Source organism: Azospirillum soli (assembly GCF_017876165.1).
Taxonomy (GTDB): domain Bacteria; phylum Pseudomonadota; class Alphaproteobacteria; order Azospirillales; family Azospirillaceae; genus Azospirillum; species Azospirillum soli.
Genome location: NZ_JAGINQ010000004.1, coordinates 1 through 18,685 on the forward strand (window position 1 = coordinate 1; position 18,685 = coordinate 18,685).

14 protein-coding genes are annotated in these 18,685 nt (G+C 67.8%); 6 read left to right on the forward strand and 8 right to left on the reverse strand.

Going from position 1 to position 18,685, the window contains the following annotated elements:
• Window positions 1–240 precede the first annotated feature (240 nt).
• Entirely contained in the window at window positions 241–2,793 is a 2,553-nt protein-coding gene (locus tag J2852_RS07650; protein WP_209873366.1) for a methyl-accepting chemotaxis protein, read from the forward strand.
• 22 nt (window positions 2,794–2,815) lie between these two features.
• On the opposite strand, the gene J2852_RS07655 is transcribed toward J2852_RS07650, so the two are convergent.
• Complete coding sequence (locus tag J2852_RS07655; protein WP_209873370.1) at window positions 2,816–3,553, reverse strand: HAD family hydrolase; 738 nt, start codon at window positions 3,551–3,553, stop codon at window positions 2,816–2,818.
• A 149-nt stretch (window positions 3,554–3,702) separates the two neighbouring features.
• On the opposite strand from J2852_RS07655, the gene J2852_RS31980 reads away from it, so the two are divergent.
• Window positions 3,703–3,828, forward strand: a complete 126-nt coding sequence (locus J2852_RS31980; protein ID WP_281418429.1) for a hypothetical protein — start codon at window positions 3,703–3,705, stop codon at window positions 3,826–3,828.
• Between the two features lie 10 nt (window positions 3,829–3,838).
• On the opposite strand, the gene araD is transcribed toward J2852_RS31980, so the two are convergent.
• The 7 genes from araD to J2852_RS07690 all read right to left on the reverse strand — a co-directional run bounded on the left by araD (window position 3,839) and on the right by J2852_RS07690 (window position 12,074).
• Entirely contained in the window at window positions 3,839–5,566 is a 1,728-nt protein-coding gene (araD, locus tag J2852_RS07660; RefSeq protein WP_209873373.1) for an L-arabinonate dehydratase, read from the reverse strand.
• A gap of 6 nt (window positions 5,567–5,572) precedes the next feature.
• Window positions 5,573–6,457 (reverse strand): carbohydrate ABC transporter permease, encoded by an 885-nt coding sequence (locus J2852_RS07665; protein WP_209873376.1) that lies wholly within the window; start codon window positions 6,455–6,457, stop codon window positions 5,573–5,575.
• A 12-nt stretch (window positions 6,458–6,469) separates the two neighbouring features.
• Window positions 6,470–7,426: a carbohydrate ABC transporter permease gene (locus J2852_RS07670; RefSeq protein ID WP_209873379.1), complete on the reverse strand. Its 957-nt coding sequence runs from the start codon at window positions 7,424–7,426 to the stop codon at window positions 6,470–6,472.
• Window positions 7,427–7,541: 115 nt separating this feature from the next.
• Window positions 7,542–8,891 carry an ABC transporter substrate-binding protein gene (locus J2852_RS07675; RefSeq protein ID WP_209873382.1) on the reverse strand — a complete coding sequence of 450 codons (1,350 nt, stop codon included), beginning with the start codon at window positions 8,889–8,891 and terminating at the stop codon, window positions 7,542–7,544.
• A gap of 72 nt (window positions 8,892–8,963) precedes the next feature.
• Window positions 8,964–10,037, reverse strand: a complete 1,074-nt coding sequence (locus J2852_RS07680) for an ABC transporter ATP-binding protein (RefSeq protein ID WP_209873384.1) — start codon at window positions 10,035–10,037, stop codon at window positions 8,964–8,966.
• A gap of 613 nt (window positions 10,038–10,650) precedes the next feature.
• The gene (locus J2852_RS07685) at window positions 10,651–11,682 is read right to left on the reverse strand and encodes a histone deacetylase family protein (RefSeq protein WP_209873387.1); all 1,032 of its coding nucleotides are present in this window, start codon (window positions 11,680–11,682) and stop codon (window positions 10,651–10,653) included.
• Window positions 11,679–12,074, reverse strand: a complete 396-nt coding sequence (locus J2852_RS07690) for a response regulator (RefSeq protein ID WP_209873389.1) — start codon at window positions 12,072–12,074, stop codon at window positions 11,679–11,681. The genes J2852_RS07685 and J2852_RS07690 overlap by 4 nt, the downstream gene beginning before the upstream one ends.
• A 234-nt stretch (window positions 12,075–12,308) precedes the next feature.
• Between J2852_RS07690 and J2852_RS07695 the strand changes: the two genes are divergently transcribed.
• The 4 genes from J2852_RS07695 to J2852_RS07710 all read left to right on the forward strand — a co-directional run bounded on the left by J2852_RS07695 (window position 12,309) and on the right by J2852_RS07710 (window position 18,537).
• Window positions 12,309–15,299 carry an SLBB domain-containing protein gene (locus tag J2852_RS07695; RefSeq protein WP_343206709.1) on the forward strand — a complete coding sequence of 997 codons (2,991 nt, stop codon included), beginning with the start codon at window positions 12,309–12,311 and terminating at the stop codon, window positions 15,297–15,299.
• Complete coding sequence (locus J2852_RS07700; RefSeq protein WP_209873394.1) at window positions 15,296–16,081, forward strand: glycosyltransferase; 786 nt, start codon at window positions 15,296–15,298, stop codon at window positions 16,079–16,081. The genes J2852_RS07695 and J2852_RS07700 overlap by 4 nt, the downstream gene beginning before the upstream one ends.
• Window positions 16,082–16,202: 121 nt before the next feature.
• Window positions 16,203–16,670, forward strand: coding sequence for a helix-turn-helix domain-containing protein (locus tag J2852_RS07705; RefSeq protein WP_209873395.1), 468 nt, complete (start codon window positions 16,203–16,205; stop codon window positions 16,668–16,670).
• Window positions 16,671–16,902: 232 nt separating this feature from the next.
• On the forward strand, window positions 16,903–18,537 hold the full coding sequence (locus J2852_RS07710) for a fumarate hydratase (RefSeq protein ID WP_209873397.1): 1,635 nt from the start codon (window positions 16,903–16,905) through the stop codon (window positions 18,535–18,537).
• Window positions 18,538–18,685: the final 148 nt, after the last annotated feature.

Sequence of the window (18,685 nt, forward strand, 5' to 3'; positions counted from 1 at the left end):
CGTCCCCGGAAGTGCGTTCAACCTCCGGGGAGTCTAGCCCGCCATCAGACGCTTAGTGTGCTAAGTGTTGGTGGCGTTTGCTCCATAATGCCGCAACGATGCACAATTGCGATGCACATTGGTGCACAATGGCAATGCACATGCCGCGAATTGACGCGGATCAAGGTGCCGGTTTAGCTCGTGCCTCAGGGTTGAGTGGGACCGATCCCCTCGCCGTCAACGGGACCGCCGGACACGACCATGACCTTCCGCCTTTCGCATTGGCCCCTGCGCCGTCAGGTTCTCGCCGCCCTCTCCGTCGCCATCCTCTCCCTGGCCGCCCTGTCAGCCGCCGTGGTCTACGACCGCGCACGGGAGATGACGGCGATCTCGAACCTGCGCACGCTGGTTGATGCCACCACGGCGATCGGCGCCCTGTCCCATGAACTCCAGAGGGAGCGCGGCGCCACCGCCCTCTTCCTCGGCAGCGAGGGCAAGCAGTTCCGCGCCGAACTGGGCACCCAGCGCCGCGCCTCGGACGAGACCCGGACGGCGCTGACCGCCGCTCTGGCCCCCTTGCGCGGCCAAGCGGCCTTCAAGGCTTTCCTCGACCGCATCGCCGATGCCGAAAGCCAGCTGGCCGGGCTCGACGGGCGGCGCGCCGAGGCGGACGGGCTGACCGCCAAGCCGGCGGACGTGATCGCCCACTACACCCGCATCATCGGCGGACTGCTTGATTCGACTTATGAGATCGCCCGCCTGACCGGCGATGCGGACCTCAAGAACCTCGTGACTGCCTACGGCGTCTTCATGCAGGGCAAGGAGCGCGCCGGCCAGGAACGGGCGACCGGCTCCGCTGGCTTCGCCGCCGGGCGCTTCGATCCGGCGCTGTTCCAGCGCTTCGTCGGTCTGGGCTCGGCCCAGGACACCTTCTTCGCCGTATTCCGGGGCATCGCGCCGGCCGACACCGTCGCCGCTCTGGAGCAGCGCGTGGAGGGCCGCGCCCGCGAGGAGGTCCAGGCGATGCGGCAGATCGCGCTGACGGCCGGAGCCGGCGGCGACCTGAAGGGCGCCGAGGCCGGCGTCTGGTTCCGCAAGGCGACCGAACGCATCGACCAGATGAAGACGGTCGAGGACGATCTCGCCAAGGGCCTGCGCGTCCTGGCCGCCGACAAGGGCGAGGCCGCGCGGCTGACCTTCGCCATCGTACTGGCGGTGGCCCTCGGTGGCTCCGCGCTGGCCCTGATCGTGGGCCTGACCATCGTCCGGTCGATCACCCGCGCCGTCGCCGGCCTGACCCACGCCACCGAGCGCATCGCCGCCGGCGAGGTGGGCATGGCCATCCCCGGCGAGGAGCGCGGGGACGAGGTCGGCGCGCTCGCCCGCGCGATCCACGAGATCCGAACGGCCGGCGTTTCGGCCATGCGGATCAAGACCGCGCTCGACACCGTCTCGGCCAACGCCATGATGGCGGACACCGACGGCCGGATCATCTACCTGAACCGGGCGGTGCAGGACATGTTCCGCCGGGCGGAGGAGGACATCCGCCACCCGATCCCGACCTTCAAGGCCGATGCCCTGGCCGGTGCCAGCGTCGATTCCTTCCGCGATCCGTTGATCGAGACCGCCCTGCTGGCCGGCCTGACCGAATCGCACACCGCACGCCTTGCCATCGGCACGCGCCGCTTCGACATCGTCGCCACCCCGGTGATCGACGAGGAAAGCACCCGCCATGGCACGGTCATCGAATGGCGCGACATCACCCAGGAACTCGCCATCCAGGAGGAGGTCGCGACTATGGTCCGCGCCGCCTCGGAAGGCGACTTCGCCCAGCGCGTGCCGCTGGCCGGCAAGGACGGCTTCATGCTGGACCTCGCCCGCCGCATGAACGAACTGGCGGAGACCTCGGGACGCTCGCTCCAGGACGTGGTAGACTTCCTGTCGGAACTGGCCGGCGGCAACCTCGCCAAGCGCATCCAGGGCGACCACCGGGGCATGTTCGGCCAGATCAAGGACGACGCCAACCGCACGGCCGAACGGCTGGGCGACATCGTGGCCCGCATCGTCGGCGCCGCCGACACCATCGGCACGGCGTCGGCGGAGATCTCCGCCGGCTCCTCCGACCTCGCCGACCGGACGGAGCAGCAGGCCTCCGCCCTGGAGGAGACCGCCGCCGCCATGGAGGAGTTGGCCGCCACCGTCCGTTCCAACGCCGAGAACGCCCAGCGAGCCAACGGCATGGCGACCGACGCGCAGCGCGCGGCCGAGGGGGGCGGCGGCATCGCCGACACCGCCGTGGAGGCCATGCACCGCATCGCCGACGCCAGCCGCAAGATCACCGACATCATCGGCGTGATCGACGAGATCGCCTTCCAGACCAACCTGCTGGCCCTCAACGCCGCTGTGGAGGCCGCCCGCGCCGGTGACGCCGGCCGGGGCTTCGCGGTGGTGGCGCAGGAGGTCCGCAACCTCGCCCAGCGCTCGGCCCAGGCTTCCAGGGAGATCAAGGGCCTGATCATGGCGAGCGACGCCCAGGTCAAGAGCGGTGTCGAACTGGTCGAGCAGGCCGGCAGCGCTCTGGACGGCATCGTCACTGGTGTCCGTCAGGTCGCCGGCCTGATCGCCGAAATGGCGGCCGCCTCCGCCCAGCAGGCCTCGGCTCTGGACGAGATCAACAACACCGTCTCCCACATGGACGAGATGACCCAGAAGAACGCGGCCCTGGTGGAGGAAACCACCGCCGCCGCTCATTCCCTGGCCGGTCAGGCCGGCGACCTGCGCACCCTCGTCGCCTTCTTCCGCCAGAGCGCGTGAGGGGCGAAGGGCCGGTGAAGGTCTACGCGCCCATTCGTCTCTCGCCGCGTGTCGGCGGCCGGCCCGGCTGGCCGAGCGTCTTCGGGCTGTGCCGGCCGATCAGGCTTGAGGCGAAGCGGCGCTGCAAATCCTCCGGGTCGCGGTAGATCTCGACGCAGCCCGCCTTGCGGAGGTCCTGTTCGGAAAAGCCGCCACACAGGACCCCCAGCACCGGCAGGCCGGCGCGGCTCGCGGCCTTCGCGTCCCACGGGCTGTCGCCGACCACCACGGCCTCGTCCGCCCCGACGTGGAGCTTGTCGAGCGCGGCCTGGAAGATGTCCGGATAGGGCTTGGACCGGTCGGCGTCGTCGGAGGAGGTCTCGACGTCCACCAGATCCTCAATCTCGGCGACCCGCTTGTAATGCTCCAGCTCGTCCCCCTTGGCGGAGGAGGCGAGCGCGATGCGCAGGCCGTCGGCGTGCAGATGCTGGAACAGCCCGCGCACCCGGCGGAAGCCCTTGACCTTGGGCATGTATTTGCGGGCGAACAGGTCGTGGCGGAAATGGTCCATGTCGTCCTGGACCCGCTTCAAATCCTTCTGCGGCACGAACACCGGAATGATCTGGTCGCCGCCCTTGCCGATCTGGGATCGAACCTCGTCGAAGTCCGCGTGGTAACCGAAGTGCCGTATCGCCTCCACCCAAGCGTGGGCGTGCAGATCGACCGAATCGACCAGGGTGCCGTCCACGTCGAAGATGACGGCTCGCAGGATGCCGGTCATCGCCCCCTCCTCACCATCCGTATTTTCACCGAACAGGCGGCGTCGGGGGTGTGTTCCAATGGACACAGGAACGCACGATGGAAAGTGTCACAGAAACCCGGCATAGCTCAGGTCCGTTGAATCTTCGACCACGCCGGAGAGGAACGGACATGGGTACGAAACTGAAGAGCTACGCGTCTCTCATCGGCCGCGCCCGCAACGCCTTCCGGCGCAAGCGGCGGCCTCCGATGGAGTTCCTGGATTTCGAGCTGTTTCAGGTCGATATCCGGATGTGACCGCCCGCCGTCAGTGCGACTCCCTGGGGATGCCCGCCCCACGGCAGCCGACCAGGAAATCGAAGTCGGCGCCCTTGTCGGCCTGCATGACGTGCTCGACGTACAGGGATTGGTAGCCGCCCTTCATGGCCGGTGTCGGCGGCTGCCACGCCGCCCGGCGCCGGGCCAGTTCCTCGTCCGGAACGTCCAGGTGCAGGCGGCGGACCTCCACGTCCAGTTCGATCATGTCGCCATCCCGGATCAGGGCCAGCGGCCCGCCCGCCGCCGCCTCCGGACAGACGTGCAGGACAACGGTGCCGTAGGCCGTGCCGCTCATCCGGGCGTCGGAGATGCGGACCATGTCCGTGATGCCCTTCTGAAGCAGCTTCGGCGGCAGGCCCATGTTGCCGACCTCGGCCATGCCGGGATAGCCCTTTGGACCGCAGTTCTTCAGGACCATGACGCAGGTCTCGTCGATGTCCAGGGCCGGATCCTCGATGCGGGCCTTGTAATGCTCGATGTCCTCGAACACCACCGCCCTCCCCCGATGCTTCATCAGGTGGGGTGACGCGGCGGAGGGCTTCAGCACCGCCCCATCGGGAGCGAGGTTGCCGCGCAGCACCGCCACGCCACCGCTCGCCACCAGCGGGTGGTCGAAGGTCCGGATCACCGCCTCGTTCCAGTTCGGAGCCTTCTCGCAGTTCTCCCAGAGCGTCCGCCCGTTGACGGTCAGGGCGTCCCGGTGCAGCAGCCCCCGCTCGCCCAGCAGCCGCACCACCGCCGGGATGCCGCCCGCGTAGTAGAAATCCTCCATCAGGAACCGGCCGGACGGCATCAGGTCCACCAGGGTCGGAACCTCGCGCCCCAGCCGGTCCCAGTCGTCCAGCGTCAGATTCACGCCGATCCGTCCCGCCATGGCGATCAGGTGGATGACGGCGTTGGTCGAACCGCCGATGGCGCCGTTGACCCGGATCGCGTTTTCGAAGGCGTCCTTGGTCAGGATCCGGTCCATCGTCAGGTCCTCCTGGACCATCTCGACGATGCGGCGGCCGGCCATGTGGGCCAGCACGTTGCGGCGGCTGTCGGCGGCCGGCGTGGCGGCGTTGTGCGGCAGGCCCAGGCCCAGCGCCTCCACCATCGACGCCATGGTCGAGGCCGTGCCCATGGTCATGCAATGCCCGACCGAGCGGGACATGCAGGCCTCCGCGTCCATGAAGTCCTCAAGGCTCATCTTGCCGGCCTTCACGTCCTCGCTGAATTCCCAGACCGAGGTGCCGGAGCCGATCAGCCCGCCCCGGTAATGCCCGTTCAGCATCGGCCCGCCGGACACCACCAGGGTCGGCAGGTTGCAGCTGGCCGCGCCCATAACCAGCGACGGCGTGGTCTTGTCGCAGCCGCAGAGCAGCACCACCCCGTCGATGGGGTTGCCGCGGATCGACTCCTCCACGTCCATGCTGGCAAGGTTGCGGAACAGCATGGCGGTCGGGCGCAGGTTGGTCTCGCCCAGCGACATCACCGGGAATTCCAGCGGAAAGCCGCCAGCCTCGTAGACGCCGCGCTTCACCCGCTCGGCCAGCACCCGGAAATGGGCGTTGCAGGGGGTCAGTTCGGACCACGTGTTGCAGATGCCGATGACCGGGCGGCCGTCGAACAGGTGGCTCGGCAGGCCCTGGTTGCGCATCCAGCTGCGGTGGATGAACCCGTCCTTGTCGTTGCGGCCGAACCATGCGGCGGAGCGCAGAGGCTTCTTGGCGGTCATGCAAGGTCACTCCTTCACGGCGCCGGTCATGCTGGCGACGTAATGCTCGACGAAGAAGGAATAGAGGATCGCCACCGGCAGGGAGCCCAGCAGCGCCCCGGCCATCAGCGAGCCCCAATGGTAGACGTCGCCCTCCACCAGTTCCGTGACCACGCCCACGGGGACGGTCTTCTGCTCCGACGATTGGATGAAGGTCAGGGCGTAGATGAACTCGTTCCAGGACAGGGTGAAGGCGAATATGCCCGCCGAGATCAGCCCCGGAACGGCCAGCGGCAGCAGGATCTTCACGAGGATCTGCAGGCGCGTCGCCCCGTCGATCAGGGCGCATTCCTCCAGTTCGTAGGGGATGGAGCGGAAATAGCCCATCAGCAGCCACGTGCAGAACGGGATCAGGAAGGTCGGGTAAGTGAGGATCAGCGCCCATTTCGTGTCGAACAACCCGTAGGCGTAGACCATGGAGGCCAGCGGGATGAACAGGATCGACGGCGGCACGAGGTAGGCCAGGAAGATCGCCAGCCCGACGTAGCGCGCCCCCTTGAAGCGCAGCCGCTCGATGGCGTAGGCGGCGCAGACGGCGCAGAACAGCGACAGGAAGGTGCTGACCACCGACACCAGCATGGTGTTCAGCAGCCACTCCGGATAGGCGGTGCGGAAAAGCAGGCGGTGGATGTTGTCCAGCGTCGGGTGCGCCACCCAGAAGGGGCTGAAGTCGTTGAAGTTGTACAGCTCCTCGTTCGATTTGAAGGACGTGACCCCCATCCAGTAGAAGGGGAACAGCAGCACGAACAGGAACAGGATCAGCGGGATCCACAGCGTCACGACGCGACGGGGGATGGATTCCAGATAATCCATGCCGTCACCGGCGGGTGTCTCCGTCTTCTTGCGGAACATGCGAGGCCTCCGTCAATCGGTGCCGCCGTGCTGCCAGCGCCGGCGTTGCAGGCCGAAGTAGCTGAACAGGATGGCGGACAGGAGGAACGGGATCATCGTGACGGCGATGGCGGCGCCCTCCCCCAGATTCCCGCCGGGGATGGCGCGCTGGAAGGACAGGGTCGCCATCAGATGCGTGGCGTTCAGCGGTCCGCCGCGCGTCAGCACGTAGATCAGCTGGAAGTCCGTGAAGGTGAACAGGACCGAGAAGGTCATCACCACGGCGATGATCGGCGTCAGCATCGGGAAGGTGACGTAGCGGAACCGCTGCCACGGCGTGGCGCCGTCGATGGTCGCGGCCTCGTACAGAGACGGCGGGATGGTCTGGAGTCCGGCCAGCAGCGTGATCGCCACGAAGGGGATGCCGCGCCAGACGTTGGCAATGATGACGCTGGCCCGCGCCCAGGCCGGGTCGCCGAGGAAGTTGATGTAGTTGTCGATGAGGCCGAGCCGTTGCAGCGACCAGGACACGATCGAGAACTGGCTGTCGTAGATCCACCAGAAGGCGATGGCCGACAGCGCCGTCGGCACGATCCAGGGCAGCAGCACGATGGCCCGCAGGAACGCCTTGAACGGCAGATGCCGGTTCAGCAGCAGCGCGAGATAAAGGCCCAGCGCGAACTTCGCGATGCTGGCGACCACCGTGTAGAGGAAGGTGTTGAAGACCGAGGTCCAGAACACGCTGTCCATCCACAGCATCTCGTAATTCTCGATGCCGATGTAGTGGCCGATCCGCCCCACCCGCGTGTCGGTCATGCCGAGCCAGACGCCGAGTCCAAGCGGATAGGCCAGGAACAGCAGCAGGATGCTGGCGGCCGGCAGCATGAACAGCAGCCCCATGGCGGCCCGGCTCTCGCCGAGGCGGAAGCGCGGCGGGGCTGGTGCTGCGCGCGGCTTGGCCGGACGGTGGTGTTTGGTGTCCACGAACATGGCGAGGCCCTCGATATGTGGCCCCCATCCCAACCTTCCCCCACTGGGTGGGGGAAGGAGCTTGGTCCCCTCCACCGCGTCAGCGGGGGAGGGTTAGGGAGGGGGCAAAGCGCCCTCAGACCTTGTAGTAGCGCGCGGCCCGACGCTCGGCGCGGGCGGCGGCCTCCTTGGGCGTCTGCTGGCCGCTGGCGGCCTCGGCGAACATGTTGACGACGACGTAGTCGGCCATCACGCCCGCCGACGCGGCGCCCAGCTTCCCGGCATAGCCATTCCACAGCATGTTCTTGACCGTGTCGCGGTAGGGGGTGTGCTTGGGGTCGGCCGTCCAGATCGGGTTGTTCTCGTAGGCGGCCAGCGGGTGGGTGATGTAGCCGATGGCGGCCTGCTGCCAGGGCTCGTACTGCTCCTTCTCCATCATGAAGCGGAGGTATTCCTTGGCAGCGTTCGGGTACTTGGAATGCTTGAACACCATGCCCTGGGTGAACAGGTGCAGCTCCGACGGCTTGCCGACCGGGCCGATGGGGAAGTTGACGTGCTCGATGTCCTTCGCCAGCGCCTGCATCGCCGGATCCTGCGAAGTCTTGGCCGAGTAATAGACGGAAATGCCGTTGGCGGTGACACCGATCTCGCCGGCCAGGAAGGCCTTGTTGTTGTTGGGGTCGAGCCAAGACAGCGTGCCGGGCGCGAAGGTCTTGTAAAGCTCCGCCACATATTCCAGCGCCCGGACGGTCTCGGGGCTGTTGATGGTGACGTTGCCCTGCTCGTCCACCATGCGGCCGCCGAAGGCCCAGAGCATGCTGTGCGTCCAGGTGTTGCCGTCGCCGACCGCGTTGCCGAGCGCGAAACCGGACGGGTGGCCCTTCTTCGCCATGGCCTGGCAGGCTTTCAGGAAGCCGTCGGTGTCGCGGGGCATCGTCTCGAAGCCGGCCTCGTTGAGCCAGGATTTCCGGTAGACGATGCAGGCCCCGGCGGCACCCACCGGCAAGCCGATCCAGCGGCCGTCGCGCATGCCGTAGCGTTGCGCCGCTTCGTACCAGCCGCCGTACTTGTTGCCGAGATAGGTCGCGAGGTCGGTCAGGTCCACCAGCTTGTCCGGGTACTGGTGCGGGTCGTCGAACCAGCCGAAGATGATGTCCGGGCCACTGCCGACGTTGGCGGCGACCGCCGCCTTGGGCCGGATGTCCTCCCAGGATTCGCTGTCGATGCGGACCTTGATGCCGGTCTTTTCGGTGAATTTCTGGGTGTTGGCGTTCCAGCCGTCCTCGTCGCCCTGGACGAACTTCTTCCAGCGCAGGATGCGCAGTTCGGCGCCCTTCTCGGGCTCGATCTTCAGCTCCGGCTGCTGGGCGGCGGCGATGCCGACGTTACCGAGGCCGGCGCCGCCGAGACCAGCGCCCAGTGCGGCGACGGCGGCGGTTGCTTTCAGGACGTCTCTTCTCGTGAACTCCCCGAATTTGGAAACCATGACCGCTCCTCCCTTTTGGTTGAAGGGTCGGCCGGCTTGCTCTGCCGGTCGGCCGTTGGTGTTCTTTGGCCTTTAAAGACGCTGCCCGGTGGCGGCGTCGAAGACGTGCCCGGCGTCGCGCTGGGGCACGAGCCGCAGCCGTTCGCCGGGCTGCAGCGGATGGCGTTCGGTCGTCGCGGCACAGACGATGATGTCGCCCAGCCGGCAGAAGACCAGCGTGTTGTCCCCAGTCGGCTCAATCACTTCGACCTCGGCCGGCAAGCCTTGCTCGGCGTCCGACGCGATGCGGAGGTGGCCGGGGCGGATGCCGTAGACCACCGTCTGGCCGTCGCTGCCGCCGACACCGCGCGGGGCCGGCAGAGCCAAGTCGCCCTTCGCCGCCACCCAGGCGCGGTCGCCCTCACGGCGCAGCGTGCCTTCCATGAAGTTCATGGCGGGAGAACCGATGAAGCCGGCAACGAACAGGTTGGCCGGGCGGTCGTACAACTCCAGCGGGGTGCCGATCTGTTCGACGTGACCTTCATGCATGACGACGATGCGGTCGGCCATGGTCATCGCCTCGATCTGGTCGTGGGTGACGTAGATCGAGGTGGTGCGCAGGCGCTGGTGCAGGGCCTTGATCTCGGTGCGCATCTGCACGCGCAGCTTGGCGTCGAGGTTGGACAGAGGCTCGTCGAACAGGAAGACCTGCGGGTCGCGGACGATGGCCCGGCCCATGGCGACGCGCTGGCGCTGCCCGCCGGAGAGCTGGCGCGGGTAGCGGTCGAGGTACTTGGTCAGGTCCAGAATTTCGGCGGCCTGCCGGACGCGCTGTTCGATCAGGGACTTCTCGGCATGGCGCAGCTTCATGCTGAAGGCCATGTTGTCGAAGACATTCATGTGCGGGTAGAGCGCGTAGTTCTGGAACACCATGGCGATGTCCCGTTCCTTCGGCGGCATCTGGTTCACCACCCGGCCACCGATGGAAATCTCGCCGCCGCTGATCTGCTCCAGCCCGGCGATCATGCGGAGCAGCGTGGACTTGCCGCAGCCGGAGGGACCGACGAGGACGACGAACTCCTCGTCGCCGATGTCCACGTCGATGCCGTGGATCACCTCAAACGTGCCGAAGGCCTTGCGCACCTGACGGATATCGACGGAGGCCATGGGTTCCCTCCTCTCACGCGGCAAAAGATGGCCGGGTGGTGGTGACGGCTTTGGGGTGGGGGATGCAGGTGAGGCCGGAATCGGCGAACGTGGCGTCGGGGATCAGGACGCGCATGGCGCCTCCCCGCCGGCGTGGGGACGCCACCGTCCCCCGGACCGGGTATCGGGCATTGTCTCTGTCCTCCCTGGTGGCCGGCCCGGTTGTTCCGGACTCGTGCCAGCACCCGCCTATTGTTCGTTTAACTGATAATTAGTCAAGCGGTCGATTGATGATAGCGCTTGACGATGCCGGCCGGTCAACTCGGCGTTTGGTCAGTGCCGGAGGGGGTGCGCCTTTCGCAGGACGATACCAGGCGGCGCATTGTGCATCGTTGTGCAGATTTCGCCGATTTTCAAAAGTGCACAATGGCGAAAATTGCCATTTTTCCCCATTACAACAACGCGGTATGGCGATTTGTTCGCATGCTTCCATTGTGCAGTCGATGCACAACGAATCGTACACGAACCATCGCGTTTGGCGCATGGCTGTGAATGGGCGCGGATCGGCCGTTGATGAAGAGAGGATACGGGAAGCGGGGGAACAGGGCAAGAACGATGCCCCGTTCCCGTCCGGTCAGGCGTTTTCAAACCCGGTCAGCACGTTCGCGACGTTGATGCCGAGGTCATCCACCGCGTAGCCGCCCTCCATCACGAACAGAGTCGGCAGGCCGATGCGGGCCAGCGCCCCGCCCATACGCAGGAAGTCTTCCGACAGCAGGCGGAAGCGGGAAATGGGGTCGCCGCCGTAGGTGTCGGCACCCAGCGAGACAACCAGCGCATCGGCACCGAACGCCTTGATGCGCTCCGCCGCCGTACCCAGAGCCTCGGCGTAGGACGCCCAGTCGGTGCCCCAGGGCAGCGGCAGGTTGAGGTTGAAGCCCTCGCCGGCTCCGGCCCCGACCTCGTCGGCGTAGCCGCAGAAATAGGGAAACTCCTGGATCGGATCGGCGTGCAGGGAGATGAACAGGACGTCGTTCCGCTCCCAGAAAATCTCCTGCGTGCCGTTGCCGTGGTGATAGTCCACGTCCAGCACCGCGACCCGCGCCGCACCATGATCGCGCAGGCTCTGCGCCGCGATGGCCGCGTTGTTCAAGAAGCAGTAGCCGCCGTAGAAGGCATGGCCCGCATGGTGCCCCGGCGGCCGGCACAGCGAGAAGGCCGCGCGGTCGCCGACGCGGATGTGGTCGGCCCCGGTCAGCGCCACGTCGGCGGCGGCGGTCACCGCCCGCCACGTCCCAGCGGTGATGGGGGTTCCGGCGTCGAAGGAATAGTAGCCGAGCTTGCCGTCGATGTTCTTCGGCACATGGCGCCGCGACATGCCGGGCGCCACCCAGTTGAGGGGCAGCGCGTCCCAGTCGCCATGCTCCGCCACCCACTCGCCCCAAGCGGTGCGCAGGAATTCCAGATAGCCGGCGTCGTGCACGCGCACCAGCGGTTCCACGCCGTGGGCGGTCGGCTCCACGATGGGGCCGATGGCGGCGGTCTCCACCCGGCCGCGCACGATGTCGGCGCGGGCGGGCTTCTCGTAACAGGGCACGAGCTGGCCGTCGTTCAGCTCCGACCGGCCGGCCTGGAGCCGATGCTCTTCACTGTAGACAATGATCACGCTGCGTCTGCCTTCAGAACCTTGTCGATGGTGTCGCGGAGGTCGTCGATTCGAAGCGGTTTGGTGAGGCTGCCGTCGGCGCCGAATTCCGTGGCGAAGCGCAGCATGGTGTCGCGCACCGTGACCGCGTCGATCAACCGGTCCGGCCCGATGGACATGCAGACCACCTTGGCCTGCGGATTCAACGCCTTCAGGCGCTTGAGGGTTTCAAAACCGTCCTGGTGCGGCATGAAGATGTCGGTCAGCACCAGATCGGGTTCGAAGGCGAGGTAGGATACCACCCCTTCCACCCCGCTTGCCGCGGTGATGGCCTCGTGCCCCAGCTTTTCCAGCAGCGCGCGGGCGGCGGACAGGGTGGTCTGGTCGTCGTCGATCACGATGATGCGCGCCATGAGGAACCGTCCGGGAACATGAAGGCCGAAGCCCATGATAGCCGCTCGGTTGCGGACAAGGGGGCCAATTTTTCGCATATCCGGTCTTGGGGCGTCGGCACCAGCGTGGCGGTTGCGCTCCGATGAAATGCACGCAATAGTGTGCATTGTCCGGTATCGGCACCCCGCCGGTGGTTATGGACGGGTTGTTGACATCTTATGTTTGCTGCTGCGTGCAGGATATTCGCCCGGTTGGTGCCGCTGGCGGCGCTGATCCTATGGGTGTACGCCGCGTCGGCCGCCGAGCCGGTGCGTTCGGTGGCGCATGCCCGGACCCCGGCTGCTTCGGTTCAGGACGCGCCGTCCGCCGTGGAGGCGGCCTATTCGGACCGTGCCGGAACGCCCCTGCGGCAATTCGGCTACGACCAATTCGGACATGGGCAGTTCGGACATGGGCAGCTCGGACAGGAGACAGGCGGGCGCCCCGGAGCCGGCGGCGTGCAGGGCGACTACACGCTCGGCCCCGGCGACGAGCTGCTGGTCAGCTTGCGCGGGCAGAAATCCTCCAGCAAGCGCTACGCCATCGACAACGCGGGCCTGCTGACCATCGACGAGGTGCGTCCGGTGGTGGCCCAAGGGCTGACCCTGGCGGAGCTGCGCGCCGAGCTGTCGAACGCCGTCGCCGCCACGCACCCGAACACCGACACCTTCGTCTCGCTGACCGAGGTGCGGCGCATCGGCATTCTGATCACGGGCGCGGTCGGCAAGCCCGGCCGGCACGAGGTCGGCGCCTTCGCCACGGTGCTGGACGCGCTGGCCTCGGCCGGCGGAGTGACGCGCGACGGGTCGCTGCGGCGGATACGGCTGACGCGGGCCGGAACGGCGGAGGAGCCGCAAGCGGTCGATCTCTACGGCCTGTTCCTGACCGGCAACGGGGGCAGCGCCGACCTGCGGCTGCGCGACGGCGACCGGCTGTTCGTGCCGCCGCTCGGCCCCACGGTCGCGGTCACCGGCCCGGTCAAGCGTCCGGCCATCTTCGAGCTGTCGCCGAACCAGCCGGTGCTGACGGCGGTGGAGCTGAAGGATCTGGCGGGCGGCGTGCTGCGCCCCGGCGCGCACCGGGCGTTGCGCTTCACCATCGGCCCGTCCGGCGAGGAGGTGACGGAAGAGGTCGCCAACCAGCACGCCCGCGTCATCGGTGACGGCGATCTGCTGGTGCTTGCCCCGATGCGAGAGGACCGCCGGGACGAGGTGCGGCTGGACGGCCATGTGCTGCGTCCAGGCCCGCGCGCCCTGACCAAGGTCCGCACCCTCGACGCGCTGGTCGGCAAGGCCGACCTGCGGCCGGACCCGTACCTGCCCTTCGCCGTGCTGGCCTCCACCGACCTGGCGACACGGGCGCGGACGCTGACGGCGGTCGATCTGGCGGCGGTGCTGAAGGGCCGCGACAAGCGGGCGCTGGCCGAGGGCGACACGCTCTACGTGCTGGGGGCCGAGGACGTGGATTTTCTGACCTCGGAGCCGGTGCTGGACCTGCTGCGCGGGATGAAGGACGCGCCGCCGGACGCCTGCCAGGGCCTGATCGTGCTGGCCCGCGCGCTGGCCGCGCAGCCGGACGGCCTGCTGGCGAGCGGTCCGCAGGTGCACGCGGCGGCGGAGTTGACCGGCAGCCGCATCCCCTGCCCGCCCCTGTTCGACGCGGTGCCCGACCTGCTGGTCTTCGCGCTTGAGCGTTCGACGCTGAAGCTGGGCGGCACGGCCCGGCCGGGTTTCTACCCAAGGGTCGGCTTTGGGACCGCTTCTGGGGGTGCCGACATGCCGGCCTATGGCGGCGCGTCGCGCGGCGAGGACGCGGCGGTCGGCGCGATCCAGGAATCCAACCGACCGCGCTACGAGCTGCTGGGCCATGTGCGGCGGCCCGGCACGCGGCTGCTGGGTGGCGGGACAACCTTGCGCGACGCGCTGACCGGCGGCGACGGGCTGAAGCGCGACGTGTATCCCCTGCTGGGGGTGGTCGAACGGTTCGACCGGCGCACGCTGAACCGGGCGTTGGTCGCCTTTTCGCCGCAGGAGGTCGCGGGCGGCCGGGCCAACCGCGTGCTGTCCGACGGTGACCGGGTGCATCTGTTCTCGGCGGCGCAGGTTCGCGCGCTGGTGGCGAAGGCCGCGCGCGACCCGCGCCATCAGACGGAGGACGCCGTGACGCCGGATCCCGCATCGTTGGTCGAAGGGCCGGTCGATCCCGCCGTGGCGGCGCTGCTGAACGAACGCATCGTGCAGGTGCGCGGCGCGGTGCGCGAACCGGGCGCCTATCCGGTGGCCGACGCCACGCCGTTGGACGCGCTGATCGCGGCGGCGGGCGGGTTGTCCAGCACCGCCGATCCCACGGCGGTCGAGCTGACCGCCTCCACCGGCGCACGGCGGCGCGTCGATCTGGCCTCGGTGGGCACGGGGCGGGCGATGGCCGGACCCGGCGACGCGATCCGCGTCAATCCCATCCCGCAGGCGCTGGAGGCGCGCGCCGTCACCATCGCCGGTGCGGTGCGCCGTCCCGGCAGCTACGACGTGGGGCGCGGCGAGACACTGTCCTCTCTGATTGACCGGGCCGGCGGCCTGACGGAGGAAGCCTATCCCTACGGCGCCGTCTTCACCCGCGAGAGCGAGCGCCGCCGCGAGAAGGAGCGGTTCGCCCAGGAAGCCCGCGAGATGGAACGCTGGGTCGCTCTGGAGGTGGACAAGGGCGAGCCGGTCAAGGCGGAAAACGTCGCACTGGCCCGCAGCGTCGCCACGCAGCTGCGCGGCATCGAGCCGTTGGGCCGCATCGTGGTCGAGGCCGACCCAGCCCAGCTGCGCGCGCATCAGGACCGGGACATCCTGCTGGAGGCCGACGACCGCATCGTGATCCCCAAGCGCCCGCTGACCGTTGCGGTGGCCGGCGAGGTCATGCACCCGGCGTCGGTTCCGTTTGTCAGCGGCAAGCCGGCGGAGGACTATCTGCGCGAGGCTGGCGGGCCGACACGCGCCGCCGATACGGGCCGCATCTTCGTCGTCATGCCGGACGGTCGGTCGCAGCCGCTGTCGCTCTCCTCCTGGAACCACGCGGTCAGCACGATCCCGCCGGGGTCGATCATCGTCGTGCCGCGCGACCCGAAGCCGTTCGACTTCCTGGAATTCTCCAAGAACATCGGCAGCATCCTCAGCCAGCTCGCCATCACGGCGGCGTCGGTGTCGGTGATTTCGCGATGACGGGGCGTCTCGCCATTCTGACCGTGGTCCGCGACGACCTGCCCGGCCTGCTCGCCACCCGCGCCAGCCTGCGGGCGCAGCGGTGGCGGGACTTCGACTGGATCGTGGTGGACGGGGCGTCGGTCGATGGCACGGCCGAATGGCTGGCCGCCCATGTCGAAGAGTTCACGTGGTGGCGGTCCGCCCCCGACCGGGGATTGTACGACGCGATGAATGTGGCGTTGGAGGCGGTGACGGCCAGCCACGTCCTGTTCCTGAACGCGGGCGACACGCTGGCAGGGCCGGAGGCCGCCGGGCGCATCGCGGAGGCCATCGCGCGGGCGCCGCACGCCGGCCTGCTCTATGGGGACGCGCTGGAGCGGTTGTCCGACGGGCGGGTCGTGGCGAAGCCGGCGCGCTCGCACCGTCTGGCGGTGTTCGGCATGTTCACGCACCATCAGGCCATGATCTACCGGCGGTTGGATGTCGCGGAGGTGCGATTCGACCTGCGCTACGCGCTGGCCGCCGATTACGCCTTCACGCTGGAGGTGCTGAAGCGCGGCAAGGCGGTCCGGCTCGACTTCCCCGTGTGCGTCTTCGCGCCCGACGGTCGGTCGCAGCAGGACGCGGCGCGCGGCCGGGCGGAGCAGGCGGAGATTCGGCGCGACATGATGGGGCACGGTGCGTTGGCCACCGCGACACTTTCGGGAATACAATGGCTCGCGTTAACCATCAGGCGGCACATTCCGGGGCTCTACGCGAAATTGCGTTTCCGGAGCGCCGCAACATCATGTCTTTCGTGATCCTGGAGCCCTCAACCACGCATCAAAGTGTTGATGCTCACGAATAGTTGCATAGAATTTACTTTCTGACCTAACCAATTGCCCCCGGCGCCCCCGCCGCCTCCATACTGAGGTCCCAATAATGAGTTCGACGAAGAGCAAGCTCGCGCCCGCCCACACCCTGTCGCGCCGTGGCGAGGGCCCCAATCCCATCGACATCCATGTCGGGGCGAGGCTGCGTCTGCGCCGGACTCTCCTGGGGCTGAGCCAGGAGAAGCTGGGCGAGGCGGTCGGAATCACCTTCCAGCAGTTGCAGAAGTACGAGCGCGGTTCCAACCGCATCAGCGCCAGCCGCCTGTTCAATCTGTCGCAGGTTCTCGGGGTCCCGGTCAGCTACTTCTTCGACGACATGCCCTCGCCGGAGCAGATCAGCACCCCCTCCCCCGACCTGCCGCCGTCGGAAACCGAGGAGTTCGAGTCGATGGCGCGGCGCGAGACGCTGGAGCTGGTCCGCGCCTACTACCGCATCGACGACCCGGCCGTGCGCAAGCGCACCTTCGACCTGCTGAAGGCGCTGGGCGGCGACAAGGCGTCCGACGACGACGAGTGAAGCGCTTCTAAAAGAAAACCGGCCCCACGCCAGCGCGCGGGGCCGGTTTTCTTTTGTGCCGCAGCCGCTTTCCTTCCGGCGGTGCTCCGTTCCCGCCAGCGATCTGTTCCCATTGTGCGACGGCTTCAGGGGTGTATAACGGTGCCCGAGCGCGGTCCTGCCCCTTTTGCGCGCCTTGCGCGCGGCACTTGGGGTCGGGGACCCAACGACCGTCCAGGAAGGAAGCCTCCCCATGCCCGACGATACCAGCCTCGCCCGCGGTTACTCGACCCTCTTCCCGCTGGCGAAGGACGACACGCCCTACCGCAAGCTCACCTCCGACCACGTCTCCGTCGTCGAGTTCGACGGCGAGCAGGTCCTGAAGGTGGAGCCGGAAGGCCTGCGTCTGCTGGCCGAGGAGGCCTTCAAGGACATCAACCACCTGCTGCGCCCCGGCCACCTGAGCCAGATCCGCGCGATCCTGGACGATCCGGAGGCCTCGCCGAACGACAAGTTCGTGGCGCTGGACCTGCTGAAGAACGCCAACATCGCCGCCGCCGGCACCCTGCCGATGTGCCAGGACACCGGCACCGCCATCATCATGGGCAAGAAGGGCCGCCGCGTCTGGACCAAGGGCGGCGACGAGGCCGCTCTGTCCGAGGGTGCGCGCGACGCCTACCTGAAGCGCAACCTGCGCTACAGCCAGCTCGCCCCGATCTCCATGTACGAGGAGAAGAACACCCGCAACAACCTGCCCGGCCAGGTGGAGATCTACGCGGAGGGCGAGGACGCCTACAAGTTCCTGTTCATGGCCAAGGGCGGCGGGTCGGCCAACAAGACCTTCCTGCATCAGGCCACCCCGTCGGTGCTGGCGCCGGACCGGCTGCTGAAGTTCCTTGAGGACAAGATCCGCTATCTCGGCACCTCGGCCTGTCCGCCCTACCACCTCGCCATCGTCATCGGCGGCCTGTCGGCCGAGCAGAACCTGAAGACGGTGAAGCTGGCGTCGGCCCGCTACCTCGACAACCTGCCGACCGAGGGCAGCGAGGACGCGCACGCCTACCGCGATCTGGCCATGGAGGCTGAGGTCCACAAGCTGACCCAGGGCATGGGCATCGGCGCGCAGTTCGGCGGCAAGTACTTCTGCCACGATGTGCGCGTCATCCGCCTGCCACGCCACGGCGCCTCCATGCCGATCGGCATCGGCGTGTCCTGCTCCGCCGACCGTCAGGCGGTGGGCAAGATCACCAAGGACGGCATCTTCCTGGAGCAGCTGGAGACCGATCCGGCCAAGTACCTGCCGGAGATCACCGACGGCGATCTGGCCGGCGAGGTGGTGAAGATCGACCTGAACCAGCCGATGAGCGAGATCCTCGCCACGCTGAGCAAGCACCCGATCCGCACCCGCCTGTCGCTGACCGGCCCGCTGATCGTCGCCCGCGACCTCGCCCATTCCAAGCTGCGCGCGCGCCTGGACGCGGGCGAGCCGCTGCCCGACTACTTCAAGAACCACCCCATCTACTACGCCGGCCCGGCGAAGACCCCGGAAGGCTACGCGTCGGGTTCGTTCGGTCCGACGACGGCGGGGCGCATGGACAGCTTCGTCGATCAGTTCCAGGCGGCGGGCGGCTCCATGGTCATGCTGGCCAAGGGCAACCGCAGCCCCGAGGTGACGGCGGCCTGCCAGAAGCACGGCGGCTTCTACCTTGGCTCCATCGGCGGCGCCGCTGCCCGTCTGGCCCAGGACTGCATCAAGAAGGTGGAGTGCGTCGAGTATCCGGAACTCGGCATGGAAGCCATCTGGCGCATCGAGGTCGAGGACTTCCCGGCCTTCATCATCGTGGACGACAAGGGCAACGACTTCTTCAAGGAGTTGAAGCTCGCCTGATCCGCTTCCCTATCCCCTCCCCCGCGTCGGCGGGGGAGGGTTAGAGCGGATTTTGATCCGCTCTGGACTGCGACTGCAGTCCCGGACGCCCATGCGTCCGAAGCCCGGCCGGCAAGTGAGGCCATGTGAATCTAAAGCGAATGCAAAT

Excerpts from the sequence above, each read along its gene's own strand:
- J2852_RS07665 (WP_209873376.1), bottom strand. The coding sequence starts at position 6,457 with ATGTTCCGCAAGAAGACGGAGACACCCGCCGGTGACGGCATGGATTAT.
- J2852_RS07690 (WP_209873389.1), bottom strand. The coding sequence starts at position 12,074 with ATGGCGCGCATCATCGTGATCGACGACGACCAGACCACCCTGTCCGCC.
- J2852_RS07670 (WP_209873379.1), bottom strand. The coding sequence starts at position 7,426 with ATGTTCGTGGACACCAAACACCACCGTCCGGCCAAGCCGCGCGCAGCA.
- J2852_RS07710 (WP_209873397.1), top strand. The coding sequence starts at position 16,903 with ATGCCCGACGATACCAGCCTCGCCCGCGGTTACTCGACCCTCTTCCCG.
- J2852_RS07655 (WP_209873370.1), bottom strand. The coding sequence starts at position 3,553 with ATGACCGGCATCCTGCGAGCCGTCATCTTCGACGTGGACGGCACCCTG.
- J2852_RS07705 (WP_209873395.1), top strand. The coding sequence starts at position 16,203 with ATGAGTTCGACGAAGAGCAAGCTCGCGCCCGCCCACACCCTGTCGCGC.
- J2852_RS07700 (WP_209873394.1), top strand. The coding sequence starts at position 15,296 with ATGACGGGGCGTCTCGCCATTCTGACCGTGGTCCGCGACGACCTGCCC.
- J2852_RS07680 (WP_209873384.1), bottom strand. The coding sequence starts at position 10,037 with ATGGCCTCCGTCGATATCCGTCAGGTGCGCAAGGCCTTCGGCACGTTT.
- J2852_RS07650 (WP_209873366.1), top strand. The coding sequence starts at position 241 with ATGACCTTCCGCCTTTCGCATTGGCCCCTGCGCCGTCAGGTTCTCGCC.
- araD (WP_209873373.1), bottom strand. The coding sequence starts at position 5,566 with ATGACCGCCAAGAAGCCTCTGCGCTCCGCCGCATGGTTCGGCCGCAAC.
- J2852_RS07675 (WP_209873382.1), bottom strand. The coding sequence starts at position 8,891 with ATGGTTTCCAAATTCGGGGAGTTCACGAGAAGAGACGTCCTGAAAGCA.
- J2852_RS31980 (WP_281418429.1), top strand. The coding sequence starts at position 3,703 with ATGGGTACGAAACTGAAGAGCTACGCGTCTCTCATCGGCCGCGCCCGC.